19 protein-coding genes and 1 tRNA gene are annotated in these 26,961 nt (G+C 42.0%); 4 read left to right on the plus strand and 16 right to left on the minus strand.

Annotated elements, in window-relative coordinates:
- Positions 1–39: 39 nt before the first annotated feature.
- Positions 40–1,875, minus strand: coding sequence for an LptF/LptG family permease (locus tag KIH41_RS03190; protein WP_214161482.1), 1,836 nt, complete (start codon positions 1,873–1,875; stop codon positions 40–42).
- 80 nt (positions 1,876–1,955) lie between these two features.
- Positions 1,956–2,351, minus strand: a complete 396-nt coding sequence (locus KIH41_RS03195; RefSeq protein ID WP_213945414.1) for an START-like domain-containing protein — start codon at positions 2,349–2,351, stop codon at positions 1,956–1,958.
- Between the two features lie 307 nt (positions 2,352–2,658).
- Here KIH41_RS03195 and KIH41_RS03200 point away from each other — a divergent pair.
- From KIH41_RS03200 to KIH41_RS03210, 3 genes are all read left to right on the plus strand, one after another.
- A tRNA-Met gene (locus tag KIH41_RS03200) sits at positions 2,659–2,732 on the plus strand.
- Between the two features lie 54 nt (positions 2,733–2,786).
- Entirely contained in the window at positions 2,787–3,011 is a 225-nt protein-coding gene (locus KIH41_RS03205; RefSeq protein WP_214161483.1) for a GIY-YIG nuclease family protein, read from the plus strand.
- A gap of 24 nt (positions 3,012–3,035) precedes the next feature.
- On the plus strand, positions 3,036–4,133 hold the full coding sequence (locus tag KIH41_RS03210) for a hypothetical protein (protein WP_214161484.1): 1,098 nt from the start codon (positions 3,036–3,038) through the stop codon (positions 4,131–4,133).
- Positions 4,134–4,156: 23 nt separating this feature from the next.
- On the opposite strand, the gene KIH41_RS03215 is transcribed toward KIH41_RS03210, so the two are convergent.
- From KIH41_RS03215 to KIH41_RS03265, 11 genes are all read right to left on the minus strand, one after another.
- Complete coding sequence (locus KIH41_RS03215; RefSeq protein ID WP_246535371.1) at positions 4,157–4,603, minus strand: Hsp20/alpha crystallin family protein; 447 nt, start codon at positions 4,601–4,603, stop codon at positions 4,157–4,159.
- A 165-nt stretch (positions 4,604–4,768) separates the two neighbouring features.
- Positions 4,769–6,319 (minus strand): N-acyl-D-amino-acid deacylase family protein, encoded by a 1,551-nt coding sequence (locus tag KIH41_RS03220; RefSeq protein WP_213945411.1) that lies wholly within the window; start codon positions 6,317–6,319, stop codon positions 4,769–4,771.
- A complete protein-coding gene (locus KIH41_RS03225; RefSeq protein ID WP_214161485.1) occupies positions 6,316–7,860 on the minus strand; it encodes a glutamate racemase in 1,545 nt (514 codons plus the stop codon). Before KIH41_RS03225 ends, KIH41_RS03220 begins: the two co-directional genes overlap by 4 nt.
- On the minus strand, positions 7,857–8,891 hold the full coding sequence (locus KIH41_RS03230) for a serine hydrolase domain-containing protein (protein ID WP_214161486.1): 1,035 nt from the start codon (positions 8,889–8,891) through the stop codon (positions 7,857–7,859). The genes KIH41_RS03225 and KIH41_RS03230 overlap by 4 nt, the downstream gene beginning before the upstream one ends.
- A gap of 118 nt (positions 8,892–9,009) precedes the next feature.
- A complete protein-coding gene (locus tag KIH41_RS03235) occupies positions 9,010–9,477 on the minus strand; it encodes a DUF4843 domain-containing protein (RefSeq protein ID WP_213945408.1) in 468 nt (155 codons plus the stop codon).
- A 10-nt stretch (positions 9,478–9,487) separates the two neighbouring features.
- Positions 9,488–10,897, minus strand: a complete 1,410-nt coding sequence (locus KIH41_RS03240; protein WP_213945407.1) for a RagB/SusD family nutrient uptake outer membrane protein — start codon at positions 10,895–10,897, stop codon at positions 9,488–9,490.
- Positions 10,898–10,908: 11 nt separating this feature from the next.
- Positions 10,909–14,244: a TonB-dependent receptor gene (locus KIH41_RS03245; protein WP_214161487.1), complete on the minus strand. Its 3,336-nt coding sequence runs from the start codon at positions 14,242–14,244 to the stop codon at positions 10,909–10,911.
- 183 nt (positions 14,245–14,427) lie between these two features.
- Entirely contained in the window at positions 14,428–15,507 is a 1,080-nt protein-coding gene (locus KIH41_RS03250; RefSeq protein ID WP_214161488.1) for a FecR family protein, read from the minus strand.
- A 90-nt stretch (positions 15,508–15,597) separates the two neighbouring features.
- The gene (locus KIH41_RS03255) at positions 15,598–16,221 is read right to left on the minus strand and encodes an RNA polymerase sigma factor (RefSeq protein WP_214161489.1); all 624 of its coding nucleotides are present in this window, start codon (positions 16,219–16,221) and stop codon (positions 15,598–15,600) included.
- Between the two features lie 179 nt (positions 16,222–16,400).
- Entirely contained in the window at positions 16,401–17,990 is a 1,590-nt protein-coding gene (locus KIH41_RS03260; RefSeq protein WP_246538926.1) for a beta-N-acetylhexosaminidase, read from the minus strand.
- Positions 17,991–18,052: 62 nt separating this feature from the next.
- Positions 18,053–19,321: a M14 family metallopeptidase gene (locus KIH41_RS03265; RefSeq protein WP_213945403.1), complete on the minus strand. Its 1,269-nt coding sequence runs from the start codon at positions 19,319–19,321 to the stop codon at positions 18,053–18,055.
- Positions 19,322–19,885: 564 nt separating this feature from the next.
- Between KIH41_RS03265 and KIH41_RS03270 the strand changes: the two genes are divergently transcribed.
- On the plus strand, positions 19,886–22,312 hold the full coding sequence (locus tag KIH41_RS03270; protein ID WP_214161490.1) for an outer membrane beta-barrel protein: 2,427 nt from the start codon (positions 19,886–19,888) through the stop codon (positions 22,310–22,312).
- Between the two features lie 102 nt (positions 22,313–22,414).
- Here the strand turns inward: KIH41_RS03270 and KIH41_RS03275 are convergent, their stop codons facing one another.
- The 3 genes from KIH41_RS03275 to KIH41_RS03285 all read right to left on the minus strand — a co-directional run bounded on the left by KIH41_RS03275 (position 22,415) and on the right by KIH41_RS03285 (position 26,485).
- Positions 22,415–23,566: a hypothetical protein gene (locus KIH41_RS03275; protein ID WP_213945401.1), complete on the minus strand. Its 1,152-nt coding sequence runs from the start codon at positions 23,564–23,566 to the stop codon at positions 22,415–22,417.
- 200 nt (positions 23,567–23,766) lie between these two features.
- Positions 23,767–25,167: a M16 family metallopeptidase gene (locus KIH41_RS03280; RefSeq protein WP_213945400.1), complete on the minus strand. Its 1,401-nt coding sequence runs from the start codon at positions 25,165–25,167 to the stop codon at positions 23,767–23,769.
- 4 nt (positions 25,168–25,171) lie between these two features.
- Positions 25,172–26,485 (minus strand): M16 family metallopeptidase, encoded by a 1,314-nt coding sequence (locus tag KIH41_RS03285; protein ID WP_214161491.1) that lies wholly within the window; start codon positions 26,483–26,485, stop codon positions 25,172–25,174.
- Between the last annotated feature and the right edge of the window lie 476 nt (positions 26,486–26,961).

Consider the following 26,961-nt stretch of genomic DNA (forward strand, 5'->3'; position numbering starts at 1 on the left):
AGCTACAAAGATAGCGGTTTTATTTCTAACAATAAAAACTTATTTTGATCTTTTACGCCCAAAACGACCCCAGAGCCCCTTTATCTTACTAAATAGCTTCTGATAGAGTTCAGCTTCAAATAACCTGGCATCTTTTCTTGCCTGCTTCAAGAAAAAGAAACCCACAGGTATAAGACAAAGGTTGGCAAACCAAGTACCTATCAAAGGATCCACAATCCCTTCCTTGGCCCATTTTTCCCCCGTAATGGTCAGCATATAGAAAATGATAAAGAAAATGATGGAGAAAAGTACCGGCATTCCCAATCCGCCCTTTTTAATAATTGCTCCTAAAGGAGCTCCTATCATAAACATGACTATACAAGCAAATGCCTGCGTATATTTTTGGTACCAAGCAATTTCAAATCTTCTGAATTCCCGCTCCAGATTATCGATTTTAGTCTTTTGAATATTGAATTGGTTCTTCATCGTTCTAGCCGAATTCAAGGCAATGGACGCTCCTCTGACATTGGTTTTCGAATTTTCAAAGAGGGAATCCAAGTCAGCAATCTTCTTTTCAGAAAAACTAAGCCAAACGGGCTGCTGGACTAAAATTTCTGAAGCAACTTCTTCCTCTGTTTCAGGGGCCACCGTATCTGCAGTTGCCGCTGTAGTGGTATCTGGCTGATTTGCGGCAGTCTCCCCTCTCCGGATTGCCTCCAATGTATCAACGGCTGCCAAAGAGTCGGGCATACCTTCCAAGTATTCCTCGTCATCTTCAAATTCCTCAAAATCCTGTTCTTGGTAAAAGAGTTCAACATGGTCAATTGGGATATTGAGGTCCACCTCTTCGAGGGAAGTGGAGTCACCTTCGGCCAAAGCGACACTATCGACCTGTTTAGCTTCTTCGATTAGCTTTTGCTTCCAGCGTTCGTTTCGTATGGAATCCGCACGTTCCTTTTTGGCCAAAATATCACGCGGGGCAGTAAGCTTCCTGTTTTTGGTGAAATAGGAATAATTGGACTCCGTATTAATGTAGTTGTAATAATGGAAAGAATTCAGATCCCGCCCCATAGAGTCTAAATCAAACCGGATTTCCCTGATGTTCTTAATACTCCGGTTATTGGACCATTGGTCATCTGTAGTCCGATTAAGGTTAAAGGCATCCAAACTGAAAACCATTTCATTCTGGTTAAAGCTGGTCCTGCTAAAATCCACCGGTTTTTCCTTAATCCCTCTATGGCTACCACTCTCCTGATAACTGTTGCCATGGAAAAGGGTCAGCTTCATGTAGCGGTCATTGAAAAAAGGTTCCATTCTTCCCGAATCCGCCATGGTAATACTTGTGTTGCCTTGGCCCGATGAATGGTCGTAAATGATGATATCTTTCAGGGTGACATCATCCAGCTTTCTATTTACCTTAATACTGTAATTAGGAATGCCATTATAGAAAACCCCCTCCTGAATGTCCAATGCAGGAGACTTCATGCGGATATCATACAATAAACTGAAAGTTTTGAGGTTTACCCGGGGGACTAGGTAATTGTTTGACAGGTAAGCAAAAAACGTAAGGATCACCACAAATATCCCAATAGGCAAAAGAGCCCTCAATAGGGAGATGCCACTACTTTTGATAGCAGTCAATTCAAAATGCTCTCCCAAGTTGCCAAATGTCATCAGGGCAGAAAGCAACACCGCCAGCGGCAAGGCCATAGGACTAATACTGATCACGAAGTAGCTGATCAGCTCCATATAAATACTAAAACTCAATCCCTTTCCGAATATCTCATCAAAATATTTGAGCATATTCACAATAAGTAGGATAAAGTCTACTACTATAAATGTAAGGAGAAAAGGGCCGATGAAAGACCCAAGTATTAATTTATCTAGTTTTTTCATGAAGTGCTTGAGCGCTCCTTTCCTGATTATGACGCTGCAAAGGTCACAATATTATGGCAAAAAAGATAATTGATGTTAAATTATCCTCCTATTATCTCCTTCAGGTTATGGATAAGGCTGTCCCAAATGGATTCCTGTTCCTCTTCGTCATAACCGTTACTATAGTCCACCACCCTTAAAAATAGCGTCTGGGTCAATTCATTTTCATCCAATCGGAATTCCAGGTAACTTTTGTCGTCCTCATCGGGCATTGCAGGATCAAAAAATTCAAATTTCACGCTGTGATTAGATCTCAGGCCTACCATTTTGGCGTAGTGTTCTTCACCATCATATGTGAATATATAACTCTTGTCCTCGTTGATGGTGACATTGTCAGCAAACCATTGATTAAGTCCGCTAGCAGAGCTTAAATAAGGGAAAATAACCTTTTTGGAAGTATTCACCTGATAGTCAGAAACAAACTTATACTTTACCATATCACAACATTAATCATTGAATAAAAATCTCATATTTTTATGCACTAGCACTTGCATTTATATTGGAAAGCCTCCATATTTGCAGTCCCAATTGAGAGCAAACAAACTCTCAGGCGGTCTAAAAATAGGTTTCTAAATGATAGAAACATAATTTACTTAAAAAATAATTAATTTATTTACTTTTAAGTAAAAATTTCACTTAATGTCTAGGTAGCTCAGATGGTTAGAGCGCAGGATTCATATCCGCCGCGGCGGACGGCAGTTCGATTCACGTATCGAATTGTTTAATATTGAAATAAAAATTAATGGCGAGGTAGCTCAGATGGTTAGAGCGCAGGATTCATAACCCTGAGGTCGGCAGTTCGATTCTGCTCCTCGCTACAAAGGCTTTCTTAACAGAAAGCCTTTTCTTTTTTAAACTTAAATTTTTCAAGTATGTATACCGTTTACGTGCTTTACTCTTTTACCTCAAAAAAGCTTTACCCCGGCTTTTCTTCGGATTTTATTACGAGGTTTCACTTTCACAATGAAAAATCCACCAAAGGGTTTACTAAAAAATTCAGACCCTGGTACTGTATACATGTAGAGTTTTTTCAACTTATTAAGGAAGCCATGAGTCGTGAAAAAAACTTAACCCAGCTCTTCTCCCATTACTTTTAGACCAACATATTTATATTTGCAGATATGATGGAGAATGGTAGTAAAGGTAAATTGATTGAGAAAATCCAAAATTGCGATAATCCCTATTTGCTCAAGCAACTCGAGGCTTTGGTTAATAGGGAGAAAGCACTAGACCCTTTAGGTAACTTTTCTCAAGAATACCCCATATTGTTGGAAAGTCATACTAGCCGGGATTTACGGATTTTTAAAAACATGGAAAGCCCTGTGGACAATCCCCTTTCGAGGTATGACACAAAAGTAACCCCTTATTTTTTCTATATCAGTGTATTGATGCTGATGATTTCAGCAGCCATTCTAAACTCCATTTCGCATGATGAAGAAAATCTTTTCATAGCTGTTTTTCAAGCTAAAACTGCTGCTATATACTGGTCTATCTGGTTTGTTTATTTATTGGACTTTGGGTTGATATTATTTTTGGCTAGAAAACATAACCAGAAAATCGCAACTGGGGAGTTTATTTTCAGGATTTTTGCACTGGCGTTTCCGCCTTTAAGGATGGTATCAAGGCACATCCAAAACATCGAACTGGTATGGGTCCCCTTTTTCGGTTGGAGCCAAAGCAACGAGGGTTTGCTCAAACTGCTTAAAAGGAAATTCTCACTGCCCATGATATTTATCGCTCTTCTAATTCTGCCTGTGCTTATTGTGGAGTGGAAATTTTATGATGAGGTATCCACATTTTTGGAAACCGATCTAACATTTCTTTTAGACATGGTGCAGGCATTTATATGGATGGCTTTCGCTTTTGAATTTATCCTCATGTTTTCAGTGTCTAACGAGCGCCTTGATTACGTGAAGCGCAACTGGATAGATGTTGTGATAATCTTGCTTCCCTTCATTGCATTTGTAAGATCTATACGGCTGATTAAAATTGCCCGCTTGACCCAGATTGCAAGAGGTTATAAATTGCGGGGTATTCTTATGAAAGCGAGGCAGGGGCTCATATTTGCCAATTTTTTCTACAGGATTCTGACCATTAAACCCACCTTTCAAATCAAAAACCTCAAGAAGCAATTGGACAAAAATCAACGGGAAAGGGAAGAAATTGAGGAGCAGCTTATTGAGTTGTATAGAGTCCTGAAAGCAAAAAAGGCGACCTAACTCGGCCGCCCAGTCATTATAACCTAACTAATTTCAATTCTTTTGGTGTTCTTAGGTGCTGAAGGTTCTTTTTTAGGCAGATTTACCTTCAGAATCCCGTTGTCGTATTTGGCATCAATTCTCTCCTGCTCTACAGTTTCAGGCAGTCTGAATGACCTGCTGATGCTGGAGTAAGAAAACTCTTTCTTTCTGTACTTATCATTAGTCTCATCCGAGGAATGCTCTTTTTCCGCACTGATCGTCAGTACACCTTCATCAATGTCAATCTTGAAATCTCCCTTTTCAAATCCGGGCGCAGCGATTTCAAGCTTGAAGTTCTGCTCATCTTCCAACACATTGGTGGAAGGCACTTCGATGTTTTGATCGATATTCCAAAACTTGTCTTCCCAGGTAAATGGGTTCTCGGAACCGAAGAAATCCTGGACCATCTTGGGCCAAAATCCTCCATTTTTTTTGCTTAATGTGGTCATGGTTGTAGGCTTTAATTCTTTCGTAAATTTAACCCTAACCTACTGATATTAAAAATGATATATGTCAGTTTTTAAGTTTTTTGGATAGAAACTATTAACAAGGAGTTATTAAGCTCTTTTAACAAATAGGACATAAAAAAAGCGGGTAGAGAACCCGCATTTAAATTATTTTTTTATGGCCTTCCCGGCTAGTTCACCCGTGTATTCCCCTTCATCAATGGCCAATTTTCCATTAACCATAACGTATTGCATTCCGCCTGACAAGGCACTTGGGTTGTCGTAATCCGCATTGTTTTCCAGTTCATCTAACCTGAAAAGTATCAAATCGGCATAATAGCCTTCCTTGACAAATCCCCTATCTTTTATTCCCAAGGTCTCTGCCGTCAAACCGGACGAGCTGTGAATAGCAAACTCCAATGGGATAACATTTTTTTCCAAGGTGTATTCCACAAGTTTTTTGGTAAAGGAGCCATACTTGCGCGGATGTGCCACCACACCATCTGACCCCGTCATCATCCAAGGCTGCCTCATAAAGTTTACAATATCTTCCTCTTGCATGTTAAATGAAACAACACGAACCGCAGATGATTCTTTTAGGATTTTGAAGACTGCTTCCCAAGGTTCCATTTGCCACTCTGCAGCCATTTTCTCCAAGGATTTGCCGTCTATTTCAGGCATTTTTGAATCACTTAAAATAAGAGAGGAGGGACCTCCCCTTCTTCTGATGTTTTCCGTCATTCCTTCCGAAAGAGTATCGAGTAGATTGGGGTCCTGGAGCCTTTCTAACAGGGCCTCATATCCCCCGTCTTCGGCCCATCGTGGGACCACCGCCGCAATCAGGCTGGTTCTGCTGGCTTCATAGGGATATTGATTAGCAGTCACCTCCATGCCAGCGTCCTGGGCCTCTTCGATCTTTCTGATTACTTCATCACTCATTCCCCATACATCGGCTCCAAGAGCTTTGAGATGGGAAAAGTGGATGGGAATCCCGGATTCTCGTCCTATTTCCAAGGTCTCCTCAACAGAGCTTAGGAGACCAATAGAATAGCTGCTTTCATCACGCATATGGGTATCATAGATTCCCCCATGTTGGTGGGCTACTTTTGCAAGTGCCACCACTTCACTTTTTTCTGCGAAGCTACCCGGACTGTAAAAAAGACCCGTGGAAAGTCCCAAGGCTCCTTCCTCCATACCCTTTGCTACCAGAGATTTCATTTCCTCCAATTGATTTTCATCTGGAGCCACATCCTTATTGCCCAATACCAACCGTCGGACGGTGCCGTGTCCTACAAAGAGGCCCGCATTGGTCCCTATACCGTTTTTTTCCCATTCGTCTAGCTTTTCTCCGATTGGAAATGGTCCACTGCCATCGTTGCCTCCTATCACCGTAGTGACTCCCTGCATGAGGTAGGCCAAATTGCTCCTGCGATCCGGGTGGCTGAGGTCCCCTTCCACATGGGTATGGGGATCAATAAAGCCAGGAGCCAAAATCATCCCTTCGGCTTCTATCTCTCTTGAAGCGGCAAAACCAGCTTTTGCCTTTCCAACAAATACGATCTGACCGTCCCTGACCCCCACATCTTTAACTTTCCCAGGGCTATTGGTGCCATCATAGACTTTGGCACCTTTTATTAATATATCTAGATCCTGTCCTATCACCTCTCCTGAGATAACAAGGGCAGAAACTGCCATAAATGTCTTTAAAATCTTTCTCATTGGATCCTTTCCTCTTTAGCCAACTCGGAAGTTTTATCGCTATTTTTATTGAACTCAGTGATTATTTGATAGGTTGTGGGCACTGATTTTTCCAGCCTTCCCAATGTTTCGCTTGGTATGTTGGAATTACTAAATGGTACTCTTTTCACATATTCCTGAACCTCCCCGGCTGTCCTTCCATATTTGAAGTCATACGGGAATCTTCCTTTATCATCCACTTTGACGTTTGGATTGTCTGTATTGGGCACACTGATATAAAACTCGCTTTCTTGCATATCACCATCCAAATTGAAAAGGTCCTGCTCATCCAGAAAAGCATATAATTCTTCAGCGACATTGATAGCCGGATCAACGATGGCAATATTATCGGCCATGTGCTTTCTATAGACATACTCGCCGTTTTGCTGATAATTGCGCAATTCTTCAAGGACTTGCTCGATTTCCTGGGTCAAATAGGGATAGTGCGTACAGCCCAACATCACTACTTTAAGTGGTTTGGGGTTTTCTGCCTTTCTGATTTTTTCCATCATGGAAACTAGGTGATACCGGACATAATTATCAGAACTGTTGATTTGAAGAACTTCACAGTCCCCACCGCTTTGGACATCACATAACATCTTATTATGGTCAAAATCAAAGTTGTAGACGTCCATAAGCGTCTGGTCAATTTTGAAATCCTCATGATCTAAGGATGGACCTCTGTAATCCTCTCGAGGGCTATCCAGGTCACGGTTGATATAATCAGGCTCCTCGTCTACTGCCTCGGCAATTCCATGGCCTCCCTGATTATAAACTTGGATGTCACCAGTAAAACCCATTTCCTCCATTTTTTTCAAAATAGTGTTTTCATATCCTTTGGAGGCAATGGTGCCTACTGTGGCAAATACGGCAATAGCCCCATCTTCATCTTGCTCAAAATGGCTCAAGGCGCCCTTGGCTCCGGCATCAATCACGCCGATTACTTTTAAGGGAACCCCGGATTTATCGATAAAGGCCTCAATGTTTTCCTTTCCGTAAGCCGTTGCTGTATTGCAGGCAATTACCATAGCCTTTACAGGCTGCTTATCCCTTCTGTATTCTGAGGCGTTCTGGGATGGGTAATACTTATCTGAAAGTAAAAATTGGGCATCTTTGATAATGTGCTCAATCAGCAGATCCGACTTGTTTTCAGCATAATAATTACCATAAGGCATATTGGCTTGATCGGCCAGATAAATGAACTTCTCATTGGAAAAATCCGGTACCTGATCCGAACCGGATTTACGGCTCATGTTATCATGTTCATCAAAATCCAGCAGTGAGTTCAAAATGGTAAGACCACCAGTACCGGAGTCGAATACTCCAATGGGCAACTTTCTGTCCTTATGCGGGTAATTCTCAAAGTCAACATGAAAGAAGCTGTCCTGATCTTCAATGATCGCTCTTTCTATGGGCAATAACTCTGCCTGAGCATGACCTGCCTCCTGCTGCTGACAGCTTTGAAGGGACAGACCCGCGGCTATTCCTAATAAGAGGGTATTAATCTGTTTTGTACTTATCATGTGGGTTCACTGTATTTTATGATATAGTTTTCAATTAAATCGGCAATGGACGCAAAATGCGAGGAAGGCGCGCTTCCTTTTGGCCGGGAGGTCAGCACAATGATCATATCCAGATCTGGAATAGTCATCATGTATTGGCCTCCAAATCCTATGGCGCAATAAGTCGGGTAACCAGCCGCTTCAATCAACCACCAAAGATAACCATATCCCAATATTTCGAAAGGCCGTGAGATTCCTTGTGGTTCTGTTTGGAAAGAAATGCTTTCTTCAATCCATTCCTCTGAAACAATCTGCTTTCCATTAAAAACTCCCTTTTTTTTGACCAGTACCCCGATCTTGGCAAAATCTCTAGGTCTCAGGTGAATGTTATTTCCGCCTTCATTATAGCCCTGGGGGTCCTTTGACCATTTTCCTGGAGTTATTCCCATAGGTTCATAAAGATACTTTAAGGCAAATTCATCAGAAGGTACCCCAACAGCATGGGACAAGGCCGCCGACAGCAAATGCGTATCACCCGTGCTATAGCCATAAAGAGTTCCAGGATCCGCCTCCAACTCTTGGTCTAAAGCAAACTGAAGCCAATCATCACTTGCCACCCATGGTGCATAATTGCTCAAACTCGTTGGTTCCAAACCACTTTGCATCAACATGAGATGCCGTATGGTAATTTCTTCCTTCCTTGAGTCAAGATCATCGTGGAAAAGGTGGGGGAGAAAATCCTTGATTGGCTGGTCTATGGATTCTATATAGCCATTCTCAATAGCTAATCCAATCAGTAGATTTAATATGCTTTTTGAACCAGATTTTACATTACTGAATCCGGTTTTTTCAAATTCATTGTAATAGTTTTCAAAAACCAGGCTATCATTTTTTAGGATCAAAAGACTGTTAAGCCTTTCCATTTGATTGGCTCGCTTTTGAATAGCGTTTTGCTTCTCTTCTGTATAGAATTCCTTTTCTGGCAATTGGGATTGCCCCATAGAGAGCGCAGAAATTAAGAAGCAATAAGTCAAAGCTAATATTTGTTTCATTTCAATTATTGGTGGTTAGGTTTTAGAGGGTTTCAGCAACGTTCCTTAAGGAAGAATTCATGCATAAAAATACCCCTGACCATTAAAAACAGCCAGGGGCTGAATTGTCAATTGAATCTTAATTCAATACAACACCTATTCTCTTATGGTTGTAACTGGCTTCAACCTGCTCGTTACCTACCAATTCCAGTACGAGGACAATCTGATCTTCCTCTTCATCAAACTCAAGTCTCTCTACCAAAACCTCCCCAAAACTGCTGTTAGCCTCAATTTCAAAGAAGTTGTCATTTGGTAAAGTGTAATGAACGCCTTCTATAGCATTGGAAGCTTCAGCATCCACCCGAAACTCAAGGTTTACCGGTTGAGGCAGCTGCTCACCAAACATATTTACCTGGTAGCCTGCCTCACCTAAGGCCTGGGTAGGAAGTAAGGGATAATCCCTTCCCGGGGCATTGTTTCTAACTACTGCTTCCTGAAACTCAATTCTTTGATCGGTAAACAAATAGCGCTCTTCATAATTTTCAAAACATGATGTTGTAAGAGCCATTATGCCCATCAACATCAGATATATATATTTCTTCATCATAGTTTTTGGATTAATAACCTGGATTCTGTTCTAAATTAGGATTGATATCAACCTCACGGATAGGTATTCTGGCCAAGGTTCTGAAATCGTCAAATGGTATGACACCAGACTCTTTTACTATATCTCTTCCCAGTCGTTTTAAATCAAAAGAGCGGTGGCCTTCAAATGCGAGCTCTACCCTTCTTTGTCTTAAAATTTCCTCCAAAAGCTCGTCTCCAACTAATTCAACTTCATCCAAACCCGCACGCTCACGAATTACATTGAGATCCGCATTTGCTTCAGCTGACATTCCCAACATGGCATATGCCTCAGCCCTATTTAGGTAAACTTCTGAAACTCTGATCACGGGAACATTATCCAGGTTGTTGATGCCGCCTCTGCTGAAAAACTTGGTGATTTCATACTTGTCGCTGTTGTCACCCAAGCCCATCCAAACAAGCTCTCTTCTAACATCTCCTTCATCATACTGAGCCAGCAGGTCATCACTGAGTACGGCCAACCCTTGTGATGTAGCCGTATTGGTAGTCTCATTGAATCTGGTAGTGAATGTTGCTCTCAATGACTCATTTTGTCCAATATTCTCATTGGTCATAAATACAACTTCAAACATGGACTCTGGATGAACCTCCTGCCTCCAGGCACTGATATAGTTTTCATTGGACTGGAATGTACCCACCCCAGATGATAGGGCATTTTCAGCTTCCTGGATCACTCTTTCATAATCGCCATTATACAAGGCAACTCGGGTAAACAAGGCCGAAGCAGCTCCCACTGTCGCATAATGTGGCGCTCGTGCATTCGAAGTTTCTTGAAGTAAAGTCTGAGCAGACTCCAGATTGGTGTAAATATAACTGTAAACCTCTTCTATGGATGCTCTTGCAGCTAACTCTATCTCATCAGTTCCCCTTACACCTTGTGTCATCAAGGGCACTCCTCCTCTATTGGAGGCTTCGATAATTGCTGTTGGGTCATAGGCATATGCTCTCATCAAATCATGATAATAAAGGCCAATCAAAAACCTCATTTGACCTTCTATTCGATTTCTGAACTCCACATTTACGTCTACTTCATTCAATGCCCGTAAAATCAGGTTGGCTTCATTAATCGCATAATATGCCGATTGCCAATTGGACAAATGCGCACCTGCCTGGTTGTTGGCCTGACCTACAAGACGTATACCTGTACCGGCTGGAATGGAATTGTCTGACAAAACCTCTGGAATTGCAACCATATCCCTTCCGTATTGACTAACTAACCTCAGTCTTGAATAAACTGAATTAGTTGCTGCCTCTATCGCCTCAGGGCTGGTCAAAGCCTCTGTGGCATCAATGGATTGCTTTGGATTAACTTCTATTATCTCCTCACAGGAGGTTGAAAAAAGAAGCAATGCTGAACTAACTATATAAATTATTTTTCTCATCCTTTCTTATTTTAAAATCCTAACTGTACACCAAAAGTATAACTACGGGTTTGAGGCACTACACCTTGATTGTTGGTAAATGTGCTGCCGTCAGAATAAAACTCAGGATCATATCCTGTCCATTCGGTCCATGTCAAGAGGTTCATAGCTTGGGCATATACGCGCGCATTGGTCAACCCAAATCGGCTAAGAAACTGCGGGCTGATATCGTAACCCAAGGTCACTTGCTTTAATCTGATAAAAGAAGCATCTTCCAAGAATCTGCTCGATCTTCTGATATAGCTATCCCCGTTTACTTCAGCACCACCTTCCATGGGTCTTGGGTGAGGAGTGATCTGGCCAGGTTCCTGCCATCTTTCCTCATATACCCTTGTCAAGGAATTTCGGATGTTAAATCCGTTTCTATACCAACCTACATTAGCCTGATTATAGAATTCTCTTCCCATGTCATAGGTAAAGAATATGTCAAGATTGAATCCTTTGTAGGTGAAGTTATTACTCCATCCTCCAAAATAATCCGATAGCTCATTGCCAAATACCGCATAATCGCCAGGGTTGAGTGGGTTATACGTGATGTTACCCTCTGCGTCATACCACATCGGACGACCGGTCGCTGAATTGACACCTGCATATTGAGCTTCAAAATTTGTCCTCAAAGGATGGCCCACACGTATAGACTGGTTGCCGGGAAGAACCTGCTGATCATCCACTAGCTGGGTCACTTTGTTGTCCAAGAAGGTGATGTTGAAGGCAGATTTCCATAGGAAATTTTGGCGTCTCACAATGTCCGAGGCAACTTCGATTTCAATACCTCTGTTGACCACCTCGCCAATGTTGGAGCTGATATTTCCATATCCTCCAATCCACGGAAGGGGTTGGTCTAAGAGAAGGTTGGAACTTGTTCTGTGGAACACATCTACTGCACCATACAGCCTTCTTTCAAAAAATGAGTAGTCAATACCAATGTTGGATGAAACATTTCGTTCCCAGCCAAGATCGACATTGGCAACTCCACTTGGTTGGATACCAGGGTTGCCACCATAGTTACCAGCACCACCATACAGGCCTCTAGCTGCAAAGTTTCCTACTTGATCATTACCGGTTTCACCATAACCAGCCCTTACTTTCAATTGATCTAGCCAAGTGTTATCCTGCAAAAACCCTTCTTGGGACATGTCCCATCCTGCCGATACTGCAGGGAAGAAACCAAATTTGTTGTTGGTACCAAACCTTGAAGACCCATCGTATCTCATTGTACCACTCAAGAAGAATTTCTTCTGATAATCATAGTTCGCCTGTGTAAACACACCAAATCTTCTGAAACCTGTCCAAGTACCAAATGCGGTCAAAGGAGTAGACGCAGATGACATTTTTCTAAACTGATGAGTTGGGAACCCCTCGGCAGTTGCTCCTTCTCTTTCTCTGATGTCACTTCTGTATTCAGCACCCAAAAGGACTGTCAAGGAATGTCCGCCATCAAATGAGGTATTATAGTTTAAAGTCTGGTTGGTGATAAAATTTGTATTCTGCATGTTTTCGATTTGCAGAAATCCTTGTCTTCCGTAACCGCCTTCAGTTCTAGGATCGATATAAAACTCTGAAGACACCAATCTAAAGTCAATACCGTAGAATGACTTGAAGGTCAAGTTATCCAAGATATCGTAGCTCAGGCTGAAATTACCGATAGCAGATTTACTTTCTGATCTAGCCGTATTATATAAAGCCGTCTGAACAGGATTGTATCTTAAAGTACCTGGAAGTCCACCTAGAGGTGCATTCCACGAACCGTCTTCCAAATAAAAAGGCTCAGTTGGAATAATCATCGGAGAGGCAAATTGAGGCGCGGCAAACAAACCTGTGGTACCTACACCATCGTTACCATTTTGCACAATTGAACTCAAATTCATATTCATGTCTAAGGTAAGCCGATCATTAGCCCTATGTGTGATACCCATACGAGCCGTCGCTCTTTCAAAATCAATCCCTACAACATTTCCTTCATGATTGTTATAGGATCCAGACATGATGAAATTTGTCTTGTCATTTCCTCCGGAGGCTGACAATTCAATGTTATCTACTATGCCGGTTTTAAAACCGATATCCTGCCAGTCATATGTAGGCAAGCCAGCAATCTGGGCATCTGTAAGATCAGGAGAAAGTCGAGATTCAGTAAGTACCCCTCTTCGAACGGTTTCTGGGGATCTGTCGGGGAATCTATTTCCAATAGCCTCCATCCTAGAGTTCAGATATTGCTGAGAGTTCATCATATCTACCTTTGGCATGGGCTCAGTTACACCTTTGTAGTAGTTAAGGGTGAACCTGGTTTTGCCTGCTGTACCTTTTTTGGTTGTAATCAGCACCACACCATTTGCTGCCTGGGCCCCATAAATAGAAGCTGCTGCTGCATCCTTTAAGATCTCCATTGACTCAATGTCATTGGGATTTAGAAATGATAAAGGATTGTTTTCCGTTCGGTTAGTGTTAACGCTTTCAGCATTGATTTGAACACCATCTACAATGTACAAAGGCTGGTTTCCAGCAGTGATTGAACCCTGGCCACGGATATTGATATTCACTTGACCACCTGGTACACCAGATGAGGACTGTACCAAGACCCCAGCAGCTCTACCTTGCAGCGCTTTGTCAAATGACTGCACGGGCATGTTTTCAATCTCTGCTCCGCTCACTTGAACCATGGAACCGGTAATAGCTCTTTTTTCCTGCACTCCATAACCGGTGATTACCACTTCCGAAAGGTCAGAGACATCGGGAGTCATGGAAATATTGAACTCAGTTTGGTTGCCCACCCTTACTTCTTCAGTTCTATAACCCATAAATCTGATTACAAGCGTGGCATCTTCTGGCACGTCTAGGGAAAACTCCCCGTCCATATCTGTAGTGGTACCCGTTGTAGTCCTTCTCACCATAATGGAAACCCCAGGTAATGGTTCTCCATTTTCATCTGTGATTACCCCGCTAATGGTCTGGTTTTGCTTAATTGTTTGGCTTTTGGGTTGTTTAGCTGGGGAGACTGAAGTTTCCTCCTTTTCCAAAATAGCTATTTGGCGGCCTGAAATTTTGTAGCCTAGAGAAGTTTCCTTCAACACATCCTGGAGAATAGATTCAATTTCTCGGTCTTCGGCAGATACGTTGATTTTCTTACCTTGGTTTTTACGGATTACCTCATCCTTGTACAGGACCAAAAAGTCACTGTTTTCCTCTATTTTACCGAACAAATCAAATAGGGAACCGTCTTTAAGTTGTAGGCTAACACGGTTGTTTTGGGAATAGCTTTCGGCGGCTACTCCAAAAATGCCTACGAAAAGGAAAATGAAAGTCAGTTTCATACATAAAAAGACTTTAGCCCCCACCCCAATCGGGTAGGGTTTAGAATAGATTTTTTTCATACTTTTGTATTGACTTTTGGTTTACATAAGTTAATGTGCCTCAAGGGGTATTGGTAGTACCACTCAGGCGGTATACGGGATGTGTTGGCGCACATTCCGTATGCTTTTTTTTAAAGGAAATGATCATTTCATCAATAAGTACCTCCTTTCATTTTTTGAATATTTTAATGATGTTGTGGCAGTAAGGATATCTAGAACCTCCTCTAAATCTTGCTTTAAATCGAGTTTCCCTGTGAAGGTTTCTTCGTTAATGGAAGGGTCTACAAGTTCTATTTTGACATTGTAAAATTTCTCCAATCTTTTGCTGATGGTTTTAAGATTGGTATTTCGTAATTTGATATAGCCGTCTTTCCAAGCTACATAGTATTCTGTGTCTACCGGCTTAATCTTTACTTCTCCGGTAGCAGGACCAAAAACCGCCCTGTCGTTGGGTTTAAGCATATGTCCTTTTCCTTTGAAAATGGCCTTTTTGCCTGTATGGATTTCTACACTGCCACTGACCAAAACTGCAGAAACTGTAGACTCATCTGGATAAGAGGAAATATTGAAAGCAGTACCCAACACACGCAAATCCATATTTTTGCTTTGCACCGTAAAAGGTCTTTTTTCGTCCTTGGCTACTTCAAAAAACGCCTCCCCTTCCACAAACAGCTTTCTTTCTTTATCATTGAAGGAAACAGGATATATAAGTTTGGAGCCTGAGTTAACCCAAACTTTGGTGCCGTCTTCCAAAGTAAGGCGGCTTTTCTTGCCATAGGGCACAATTAATGTATTGTACTCACTGGAGGCAGCCGCTTTTGCTTTCCGATCAATATTGATTTCTCCTTTCTTTGAATAATCGATATCGGAATCATCATTTTCTAAAAGTAAAGTTTCATCTTCCGACAAAATCAATTGGGTTTCAGTCACAGAACTCATATCAGCCCTTGCTGCCAGATCCTCCATCTGATCAGATTGGCTAATTAGAAACTGATATGTAAAAAAGACAAGGAGGAAACTGAGTGAAGCTGCTAAACCCAGTGGTAGGTAGTTGCTCTTAGAAATAAACGGTTGATTTATTTCTTGGTCAATATTCTGCCAAAGACGATCCTTCCGCTCAGTTGAAATTTTCTTCTGACTAAATATTACCTTAAATTCTCTTTGGAATTTCTTTAAAAACCTTTCGGCATTCCCAGAACCATCATTTGGAATCTTTTCCCGCATCCTCTATTGTTTTACTCTTGTTTATAAAGAGATGCAATAGCTGGAGGTATAGACAAGATTATAAGATTAATTTCAAAAAAAATTTTTTCCTTAGAATAAAACCGGAAGGAAAGTACGTAGAACTTGGGTAAATGTACTTTTTTGTAATGAGGGATTTTGAAGAATTTGAAGGTCGTTCAATTCTTCCTTTAGGCATTTTGCAGTTCTATACATCAGGGTTCTACAAGAAGCCGGGGACATGTCCAGAATTTCGGAAATGGCTTCATAATCCATGTCTTTGACAAACTTCAAAAAAATGATTTCCTTTTGTCTCGGGGTAAGCTTTTTCAAAGCCATTTTTAGCTTCAGTAAGATCCGCTGATCGGTTTCTTGGGAAATTAGGTTCTTCTCCAAGCTTTCCTCAATCAAAAAATCGGTAGCATCCGGCTTCAGACTAAAAAGCCTGCTCTTCTTAAGGTTTGAAAGTAATTTTCTGCGTAGACACGAAATTAGATAAGCTTTGGGGTTAGAAGGGGGAGAAATTTTACTCCTGTAATGGAATAAGTCAATGAACACATCTTGAATCCCATCTTCCACTAGGCTGGAATCATGGCACATACAGCATCCATAATGGTAAAGATCTTCAAAGTATTTTTCATAGATGTCTTTCAACGCCCTCTGCTTCCCTTTGCGAAGCTCTTCCCACATACCCTTGTCCAGCGTTGATTGAATCATAAATTACTTTAGCTACCAGCTATATTCTTTATCAGTAAGTTATCTTGATGTTAAACCTTTAAATTTAGTCCTTTAAAAGTTAAGGCCAAATGTCAAAGCTAGAAAATTGATAAACGGTCGGATTTGATAAACAAAAAGGGGGCGCCCAATATGGACACCCCCTTTTTGTTTATGCATTTCTAATCGAGCTTAGGCGACCTATAATAATTCATACCCATCTTATCCCATCTAGCGGTGTGCTTCTTTAGCCTTTGCTTGTAATCTTCAAAGCTTCTGTGCCCCTGGGGCGTCCAACCTATTTCGGCAAGGGCGGTAATGCGAGGGAATACCATGAACTCAATATCTTGGCGGTTTTCCACACTTTCCGTCCAAAGGGGCGCTTCCACTCCTAATATTAGCTCTTTGCCTACTCCCTCTACCAGTTCGGTAGGTTCCCAATTGTAGGCCTGGTCTATCTCGATGAGGCCTGCCCAAGTGTGGCCGATTCGGGTGGTGGAATCATACTTCATGTCCAAATAAATATGCTTGGATGGGGACATGATGATCTTGTTTCCCTGATCAGCCGCCAGCTTAATGTTTTTTTCCTTCGCCCAAAATTGTGCTATTGTGTTATCCTCAAGCTGTGCATGGGCTATTTCATCCCAACCTATACTTGTCTTGCCATATTTGGTCACTATGGCTTGGGCTCTTTCGATAAAGGGTTTATAATCGTTGAGTTCCGTCACCAACGATTCGTCTCCCCCAATATGGAAATATGGGCCAGGGGTAATTTCGGCGATTTCACGGATCACATCCTCGATAAATTGGTAAGTGATCTCCTTTTTAGTGTCTAAGGTACTGAAACCTACTTTAATGCCCGTGTACAAATCGGTGGCACTTTCATCCTCTCCATCTACTCCCAGAGCTTTTCTGTCAACAGCTAGCCTGTTTTCTTCAGGAAGTTCTATCCCTGGATTAAACTGGCCGTATGAAGCCAAAACCGCATTAGTATGACCCGGCATATCTATTTCAGGGATTACGGTAATATATCTGGAGGCTGCATAGGCTATGATGTCTTTATAATCTTCTTGGGTATAAAATCCCCCTTTGCCCCCTCCCACTTGGGTACTTCCACCGATATTGGTTAGGTTTGGCCATGATTTGATTTCAATTCTCCAGCCCTGGTCATCGGAAAGGTGCAAATGCAATTTATTGACCTTGTATTTGGCAACTTGATCGATTAGGCTTTTGACATCTTCCACAGGGAAAAAGTGCCTAGATACATCCAGCATCACCCCCCTGTAGCCATACTCAGGTTTGTCGGTGATTTTTCCTGCCGGAATGGCTATATCTGCTGTTTTTCCCTTTTCAGCTTCTGCTGGCATGAGCTGTCTTATAGTCTGAAATGCATAAAACGCTCCCTGGCCAGCTCCTGCACTGATGACGATCCCAGCTGGAGTAATTTCGATGGAATAACTTTCCGGCTCTTTTGATCCATCGATGGCTATGTTTATTTCCGCATTATCCTTCTGGACTAATTCTATCCCGGTTGATTTTTTTACAAATTTTGTGAAAAACTCAATGCCATACTCCAAATCATCTGTGTCACCATCAATTTGGTAGCCCATTCCATCTTTAAAGGCAAATGAACCTTCCCTATCCACTACCTCTAATGGTTTTGGAATGATACTGTGCTCACTTAACTTCGCCTGCTTTCTTTCTAAAGGCAACCCAATAAATCCCACCAGGCAAATGCAGGACATGACTAGAAAAAACTTCAATCCATTCATAAGTTTTTTAATTGATTACTTAAACTTAATTAATTTTTTTATAAAAGTATGCTAAGACCTTTCTATTTCACTTTATTAATCAACAATTTCATCATTTCCTCAGCGGCAACTTTGCTTTTCTCATCCAGAAAATCCCTTGGAGTGTTGTCTCCTATTTCATACACGAGTGATTCAGCTCCAAAAGTCATATAAAAATAGTTTCTTGACACCAGCGTGGGTTCCATTTTGTTGTTGGGTGCAATGTTGGGCTCATACCCGGGAATAGCCGATTGAATGTTTTCCAACCACTCCCCTACCATACCAGGAATATTTCCGCTCTGGTAATCCTCTCCTACTGTATAATATATATCATCCCATGTGGAATGGAAATCAATGCCAAAATAGAAAGTCCCATTGTTCTCCTCTGCCTTTTTATGCATGAAATCCCTTACGGCTCTGGTTTCCGGTTGGTAATAGTCTGCCCAATCCCTGTTTAAATCCACCCCATGCATATTATGGCGCCAGTGGCCATTGTCCACTCCATCGGGATTGACCATGGGTACTACCAACACGGTAAACTTTTCCCTAAACTGCTCTGCCAAATCACTATCCCCTACCAAGGTTTCGACAAATGACTGCATGGCCAATTGACCAGTCACCTCGGGAGGATGTTGACGGGCAATTACCATCACCATTTTATCCTTGTCAGGATTTCCAATAGTTAAAGCATTTATTTCCCGCTTTTCAAGGCTTTCTCCAATCTTTTCCATACTCACAAAAGGCTTGGAACTTATCTGCTCAGCCCATGAATGGACCCTTTTGGAATCATGGATCTCCTGTCCTGCTACCCATAAGGTATCAGGGGAGACGGCAAGTTTCAAAGTGGCCGCCTCTGGCCTGTTGCGGAAATTGAAGTTTTTCAGGCTATCAGGCACCATAAAGTTGGCTGAGTCCAACGGGGCCCAGGAAACCCCATCATAGCTTATTTTGGGATAATATCGGTGCTTGCTACCAGCTTGATAGGTTAACCTTAAATAAATCTCCTTTTCTTCCTCTGCCCAAATCTGAAAAGCATACCAGGGACTTTCATTGATTGGGGTATTTTCAGCAGTGATCAGGGCCACCAGGGTGCTGTCATTTTCCTGAAACAACCCATTCAGACTTCCCATAGGAAAATCATTGCTTACCGTTACCCCCATTTTCTCAAACTCAAACTCTCCCCGCCACTGCTTCTGCACTGGCCTTGAAATCGTCACCGTCCGCACCGAATCTCCCACCTCAGGCAACACCCCCGTTTGGGAATAACCTTCAAGAGTGACCATGGCGGCTAATAATATTAAAAAGCGTTTCATATATTCTTAAATTAATTTATTACGTATTCCATTTCCTTCCGCGAAGGAGCTATGTGCCCTTCTTTTTAACTTTGTGCGCCTCCTTGTGACCTTTGTGACCTATTTCTTTATTGTTTATGGTTTAAAGTTTAAGGCTTATGATTTGAAAGTGCTCCGTGAAGAAACTTTGTGCCCTTCTTTTTACTTCGTGGGACTTTGTGACCCATTTTTTTATAGTTTACGGTTTAAAGTTTAAAGCTTATGAAATTGCTCCGCGAAGAAACTTTGTGTCCCTCCTTTTTACCTTTGTGCGACTTTGTGCCCAATTTATTTCTACATAGATTTCTAATTTACCACTTTTCCCCTCTCCTACTCTCCCCTCCTTTTATAACCCTCACCAAAACATGAAGCTCGGTTCTTTAGCAGGATAAATGGCATTCAAAAAGTGTCCGACATTTCCACTTATAGTGTTCGCCCGCGTACAGAGTTTTTTGCATAAGGTGCCCCTATTGCATCCAATTAAGGTTTTTTCTGTTCGGCACATGTTTTCGATTAGTATGGATATCCACCTTAATCTTATTTGTTATGAAAGCCTCTACTATTTTTATATTTTACATGGTGTTTTTCATCAACCCCATCCTTGGGGAAGCCAAGATAAAAACCCAAATCTCCGGTCAGGTCATGGATTCTCAGGGAGTAGCTCTCCCTTTTGCCAACGTGGCTTTAGTCGAAGTGGAGTCCGAAAAATTGATAACTGGTACCGTTTCGGAAGACAACGGAAAGTTTGACTTTTCCACCTCCCAAAAAGGAACCTTTCAATTAAAGGTCACCTCAATTGGTTTTCAGCCTTTCCTTTCGGATCCTTTTGAAGTGGAAAATGATGAATCCAGAGATTTTGGCAAAATAGTCCTACAAGAAGAAACCGCTGATCTGGGTGAGGTGACCGTTAGGTCCTCGAGACCGGAGGTGATTATTCAAGCTGATAAAACAATCGTAAATGTGGAAGGAACGGTGATGGCCGAAGGTAGCACAGCCTTGGATGTAATAGGCCGCTCTCCTGGAGTGTACGTAGACAGCGATGGAAACATTAACCTCAACGGACGTTCTGGCGTCATAGTGCTGATCGATGACCGCCAAACCTACATGAGTGCGGCTGACCTGGCCAACTTTCTCCGCTCCATGCCGGCTGATAACATCAAGAGCATAGAGGTAATCAATAGCCCAAGCTCCCGATATGATGCAGAGGGATCCGGAGGGGTTATTAATATTAGGTTGAAAAAGAACACCATGAATGGTGTCAATGGTAGTGTGCAGGTAGGCCACCAGTATAACGGCTTGAATACCCCATTCACTGGAGCCACCGTGAATGTGAGATCTGGCAAATGGACGACCAATGCCAGCTTGAATTACAATGAGTGGGCAAGAATCATTGATTTGGACATTTATAGAAGATTCCAAGTCGAGGGTGGGCTTTCCAATTTTGACCAAGAGGCCAACATCAATATCCGTCGCCGTAACCTGTTTTTCAACGGCGGGGCTGATTACCAAATCAACGATAAGCATTCTGTAGGGATGAGCATTCAGGCTTCAGGTTCAGATGGGCCTGACCGTGGCCTTTCCCTTACCAATATCAGCAATCCCAATACGGCTGACCTGAATTTCCTCGAAGCCGTCAATAACAACGAAACCAACAGCCAGCGGATTTTCACCAACCTCCATTATATAGGAAATCTCGATACCCTGGGTACCAAAATAACCTCCGACATCGATATCACGAGAATGGAAACAGGAAGCTTGGGCTTTTTGGATAATTCCTACTGGCTCAATGAGCGGGTGAATCAAGAATCTGACAGGATCCGGACGGACAACGATATGCTCTATACCATATATACAGCCAAAGTTGACTTTACAAAACCTTTTAAAAACGGCAATGTGATAGAAACTGGGGTTAAAGGTAGCTGGGTAAGATCAGATAACAACCTTGATATCCAACGGGGAGTGACTGGTGAACCGCTGCGACCTGATCCCAACAGCAACATGTTTATATATAATGAAAATGTGCTGGCGGGGTATGTTAATTATAAAGGCAAATTCAGCGACAAGTTCGAATACCAAGCGGGCTTGCGTGGGGAGCATTCCGACATTACGGGCAATTCGGTAACCTTAAACCAAGTAAATGAACAAAGGTATTTCGATTTGTTCCCCAGTGCATTCTTGAAGCAAAATGTCAGTGAGAATTATAATATTGTTTACAACTACAATAGAAGAATTACCAGACCCAATTACCGTCTTCTGAATCCTTTTGTGTTCTATGTGGATCCTTTGACCACCGAAAGGGGAAATCCGAATCTTCAACCCCAATATGCGCAAAACTTTGAAATGAGCCACAATATCAAGAACGCCTATCAAATTACTTTGGCCTATGGCCGGATCACCAACTCTTTCAATCAGATCATGTCCCAAAACGAGGAGACCAGAGAGTCGGTATTTCAGGTACAGAACTTGGATAGAGCGGATAATTTCAGTTTGAGGTTCACCCTTCCCTTTGAGCTAACCGAATGGTGGAGCACAAGCAATATGCTTCAGGTGTATTACAACCGGTTCCAATCACCTTTGGGGGATGAAATGCTGGATATGGAACAGTGGTCTGGCATGGTAAGAACCCAGCATAACATCACCTTGCCAAAAGGTTTCAAAATGGAAATCATGGGCTTGTACCTTTCACCTTTTCTTGAAGGCCAAGCCAAAATCAGAGGCGTGGGTTGGGTAGATGCCGGGGTGACTAAATCATTCAAAGATGATAAAATCAGCTTAACGGTGAATGCAACTGACGTATTCCGTACCCAAGTGTTCAGGGTGAATGTGTTGTTCGATCAAATTGACACTTCGGTACAGCAGTATAATAGCAACCAGGCTATCCGCTTCACGCTACGATATAAATTTAACCGTGGAGAAAACTTCAACGTCCGCTCCCGCTCCGGCAGCTCCGAAGAACAGCAAAGGCTGGAGTGATGTTTATTAACCGCAAAGTCCTCAAAGTTGCACAAAGAACTAATGGAGTTTTTTTTAAAAAAACACTCACTTTGCGCAACTTAGCGACCTTTGCGGTTAATTTCACTCAACCTCAACTCTATACACTCTAAAAAAATCCTCCTCTTCCTCTGCATTTGGCTCACCCATAAACCAGAGTTGGTCATTTCTTACAATGAATTGCCTATTATTCAGATTGGCAGGCATCTCCATGTTTTTTAGAGTTTCCAATTCCGTATTCATAATGTTAAGTCTGGCAGGGTACTTTGATTTCAACTCCTCATACAATGCAACTTGCTTGTTCGGGTCTGTTTCAGAGCGAAATCTCTCTGCATCTACGTCATTAAAACCTGGCAAATAACTGAGCAGCAGATAGTCTCCGTATTTTTTTAAGCTATTGATTCTTCCAGTCTCCATATTGACTTTGATCGCATTTGGGTCTAATTCACCAAAAGAAACACCAGGGTCTTGCTGGAAACCTTCCAAGTCCAACTCGGCGGATTTTATTAATGCATACGGTGGATTGGCTTCGTAGACATTTAGCCTGGCATCCTTACCGACTACCATATAGATTTTCCCATCCTCATAGTGCATAGCAGGGATCATATCTGGCAGCTCATGGCCTTTGCCATTCCTGAAAAGACTGTTCTCCTCCAAACTCATAAAATGGGTGTTGGTCATGGATTTTACATCCAACCAGTTGAGAAGTTTAAAATTGTCATAATATTCCGGTGTGTTTCTGGGGTGTTCGCTCCAAGCTTGAAGCCCTACAGATAATATGCTATCTTCCGCTACTTGATAAAATTCCCATTCAGCCGTACTTCTTCCCATATAACTGATCGGCTGTTCAAAGGTGTTTTTATTCACAAGGTTTCCATCAGTGTCGTACTCAAATATGCCATTATAAGAGAGCAACTGAAAATTCCCCCTTTCATTGAATTTACCGGGTGTGTTTGGGAAATTTCCAAAACTATCTGGTCCATCGCCGGTTTTATTGAAAGTATTCAGCTTATTCCCCTGCTTGTCAGAAATAATAAAATCTCTAGTCTTAAAATCAAAAAATAAGATTTTGTCGTTATCAGGATCAATATCCATCAAAACCAACTCTCCCAAATGATCAATCTGAAGGGAGTCTTTCAATACCAAATTAACCTCTTGGTTATTATCTTTAGAATCTTCCGAATGCCCAGAACAGGCCACAACAAGACCCAAAAGTGGATACAATAGCTTTTTCATATCTTAAAGTTTTTAGAAAATTGAAACTAAGAATTAAATAATAAGTATCCAAATACATTTAGTTTTAAAATACCTGGAGAAAAAAATAACCGCAAAGCTCCCAAAGAATCGCAAAGAGATTTTATTATCTTTCGCGCCCCTTCAAAAACTTTGCGGTTTAAAAAAACTCCTCTACTCTCTTTCTCTGTGGTTAATCAAACTCAAAAACCATCCTCGGTTATTTCCTTTTCCACTACCTCACCATATTTCTGCGCGATACTCTTGATATCCTCACTTTTGCCAATGAGCAGAAACTGAAGATTCTCTTTTGGGAAATACTGCTCAATGATCTGTTGGGCTTTTTGGGTATCCAGTTCTTCCACGTTGGCTTGGAAAGTATTGATATAATTCTCATCAAAGCCATACCAAAACATCTGGGTCAACAGCCCGGCCAATTGGCGGGAGGTTTCATAATTTGGCGGAAATTGGCCCTTTACATAGTTTTTGGCAGAAGTCAACGTTTCCTCATCGATGCCCTCGCTGTGCATTCTTTCATACACCTGCAGGGCTCGATCGATAGTTTCCTCTGTATTTTCAGTGGCTGTGAAGGTCGAAATGGCAAATGTCCCAGCATACTTCATGGGAGTAAACCGGCTATTGGCCCCATAAGTCAAGCCGGTATTCACGCGCAACTCATCATTGAGCCAAGAAGTAAACCTGCCTCCCAAAACTGTGTTGACCACCTGAATGGCCACATAGTCAGGATTGTCTCTTTTCACGCCTTTCCCACCTATGAGAAAAGTGGTCTCCCTGGCATCACCTTTATTAACTAGCATCACGCGGCTGGAATCCAAGGCGAGTTCAGGTTCGTTAAGGTTTGCTGAGTTGTTGCCGCTTGTTTTTTCCCATGAAGAAAACATCTCTTCGATTTTGGTTTTCATTTCTGCCAAATCAAAATCTCCAACCAGAGCTATTGCTGAGTTGTCTGGGGCATAATGTTGCTGGTAAAATGACTCTAAATCTGAAGCGGTAAATGACTCAACCGTAGAAACAGTGCCTCGGGCTGGGTTGCCATAAGCATGGTCGGCAAAAAGGAACTTTTCCCAATAGGAACTAATCACCGAGCGAGGGCTTTCCCTGTCACGCTCCAAGTTAGAAATCATCCTTTTTCTTTCCTTTTCCACTTCTTCGGCATCAAATTTTGGGGCTGTGATCACCTCCTTGATTATCGGCAAAACCGTCTCCGTATCCTTGCTTGCAAACCGGGCTGACACCTGGGCATATTCTTTCGTGGATGAGGAATTAAGATTTGCACCTATGAAATCCAAGGCCTCCTCTATTTCAGATTTGCTGTAATTTTCAGTACCGAACTGCAAGGCAGCTGCCGTTAGGAATGAGATTCCCGAGTTTTCACCATCCTGAATGGCTCCGGCAGGAATTAAAGCAGAAAAACTAATGGTCGGCACCTCTGCCTGCTGCATCATATAAACCGTCAGCCCATTGTTCAAAGTGAATTTCTCGTATTCGGGAAGCTGAAATCCTGCTGTTTGACCCATAGAGAATGGGATAACTATAAAATAGGCCAGCACAAGGATAATCAATCTATCTATAAACTTTCTCATAAAATTAGTCCTCAACATTAGCTTTTAATACACCTACAGTTCTGTTGGATTTTTTGAAGTACTCATTGGCCACCCTCTGAATGTCATCCATGGTCACCTTCTCGTATTCTTCAGGAGCGTCAAACATTTTCCGATAATCTCCAAAAAACAGCTCATACGTCCCAATATTATTGGACTTTCCGTTAATCGTTTCTATCTGGGAATAAAAGTCCATCAGCTTCTGGTTTTTGATTTTTTGAAGCTCATCCTCTTTGATGCCCTCAGCCTTCACTTTTTCGATTTCCTCATAAATAGCTTCTTCTAGATCCGCCTCATCCACTTCCCTGGCGGCAACAGCGTATACCGAAAACAAATTAGGATCAAAGCTTTCCCCGAAGTTGGTGAAGACCCCTGTAGCCAATTGCTTTTGGTCCACGAGTGCACTGTAGAGTCTGGAAGTTTTGCCTCTCGATAAAATGGAGGAAAGGATATCCAAGGCATAAAAATCCCCATGTTGGGTATTGGGGGTATGATAACCCACAATCATATAAGGACTGCTTACTTCTTTTTGTACCGTTATGCGTCTCTCGCCGGTTTGGGGAGGCTCTACCAGGTGTACGGGTTTCGGTTGGCGGGTAGAGGGGATAGGAGCCATATAGGATTCGGCTAACTGCTTTACCTCGTCAAATTTGACATCGCCTGAAATTACAATTACACAGTTGCTGGGGTCGTAATAGGTATTGAAATACTCCTCCAAATCTTCCTTCTTCCAGTTTTTGATATCAGATTCATAGCCTATCACGGACCAATTGTAAGAATGTTCTAGAAATGCGGTACTGTTCACCGCTTCTCCAAGCACACGCCATGGAGAGTTTTCCAAGCCGGTACTTCTTTCCGAAAGCACCACTCCTCTTTCGCTTTCCACCATGGCGGAATCAATCGAAAGACTTCCGATCCTGTCGGCCTCCAGGTCAAAAATCACCTCCAAGGCTGAGTTTGGAAACCAGTTGGTGTACACAGTCACATCCTGGGTGGTGTAGGCATTGTTTGCCCCACCATTGTATTCCATCACCCTGTCAAATTCCTTTGGCCCATATTTCTCCGCTCCATTGAACATCATGTGCTCAAAGAAATGACTGAGGCCTGTAATCCCCGGGTGTTCATTTCGGGATCCTACCTTATAGAATAAATACATGTTGGCATTGGGGATGGAACCATCCTCAATCACCAAAAACTTCATCCCATTGTCCAGGGTGAAGGTCTGCACATCATCAGCTTTCATTTGCCCAAAAACAGGCACGCTGAGGCAGACACAAAGAATGCTTAATAGCTTTTTCATTAGTTATTTCTTAAAAACACTTTTTACCGATTAAATTTAGCGAATTTTAGGTTGGAAATAAGGATTGGGAGAATAAAAATGGGGCACGAAGGGCACAATGGAAAAAGAAGAACACAAAGGAGAAATTAAAAACATCTGTTCAGACGAGTACAAGGGATTATAGGCAAAGAGCTTTTGAAAAAAGTGTAGGCTAATTGAGGTAATGGCAATCTTAAACTTTAACCTGGGCCGCAGGCACACAACCCATAAACCAAAAAGAAACAAGCTGCCTTTAGGAAAAGCAGCTTGTCGTGGTAGTTAGTTGGTTAGTGTGAGGTAATTCATGTTTTGTGCCTCGGGTTCCGACTCTTGAGGAGTGGAAGAGTAACCCGAGGGCTTAAGATCTATATATTTTTTATTTGCTTCAAATCATATCCTGATCACTTCTATGTAATAATAATGCCAAAATAAAAATAGCTATTTTAATTAGTAATATT

Source organism: Litoribacter ruber, assembly GCF_018500185.1.
GTDB classification, from domain to species: Bacteria; Bacteroidota; Bacteroidia; order Cytophagales; family Cyclobacteriaceae; genus Litoribacter; species Litoribacter ruber.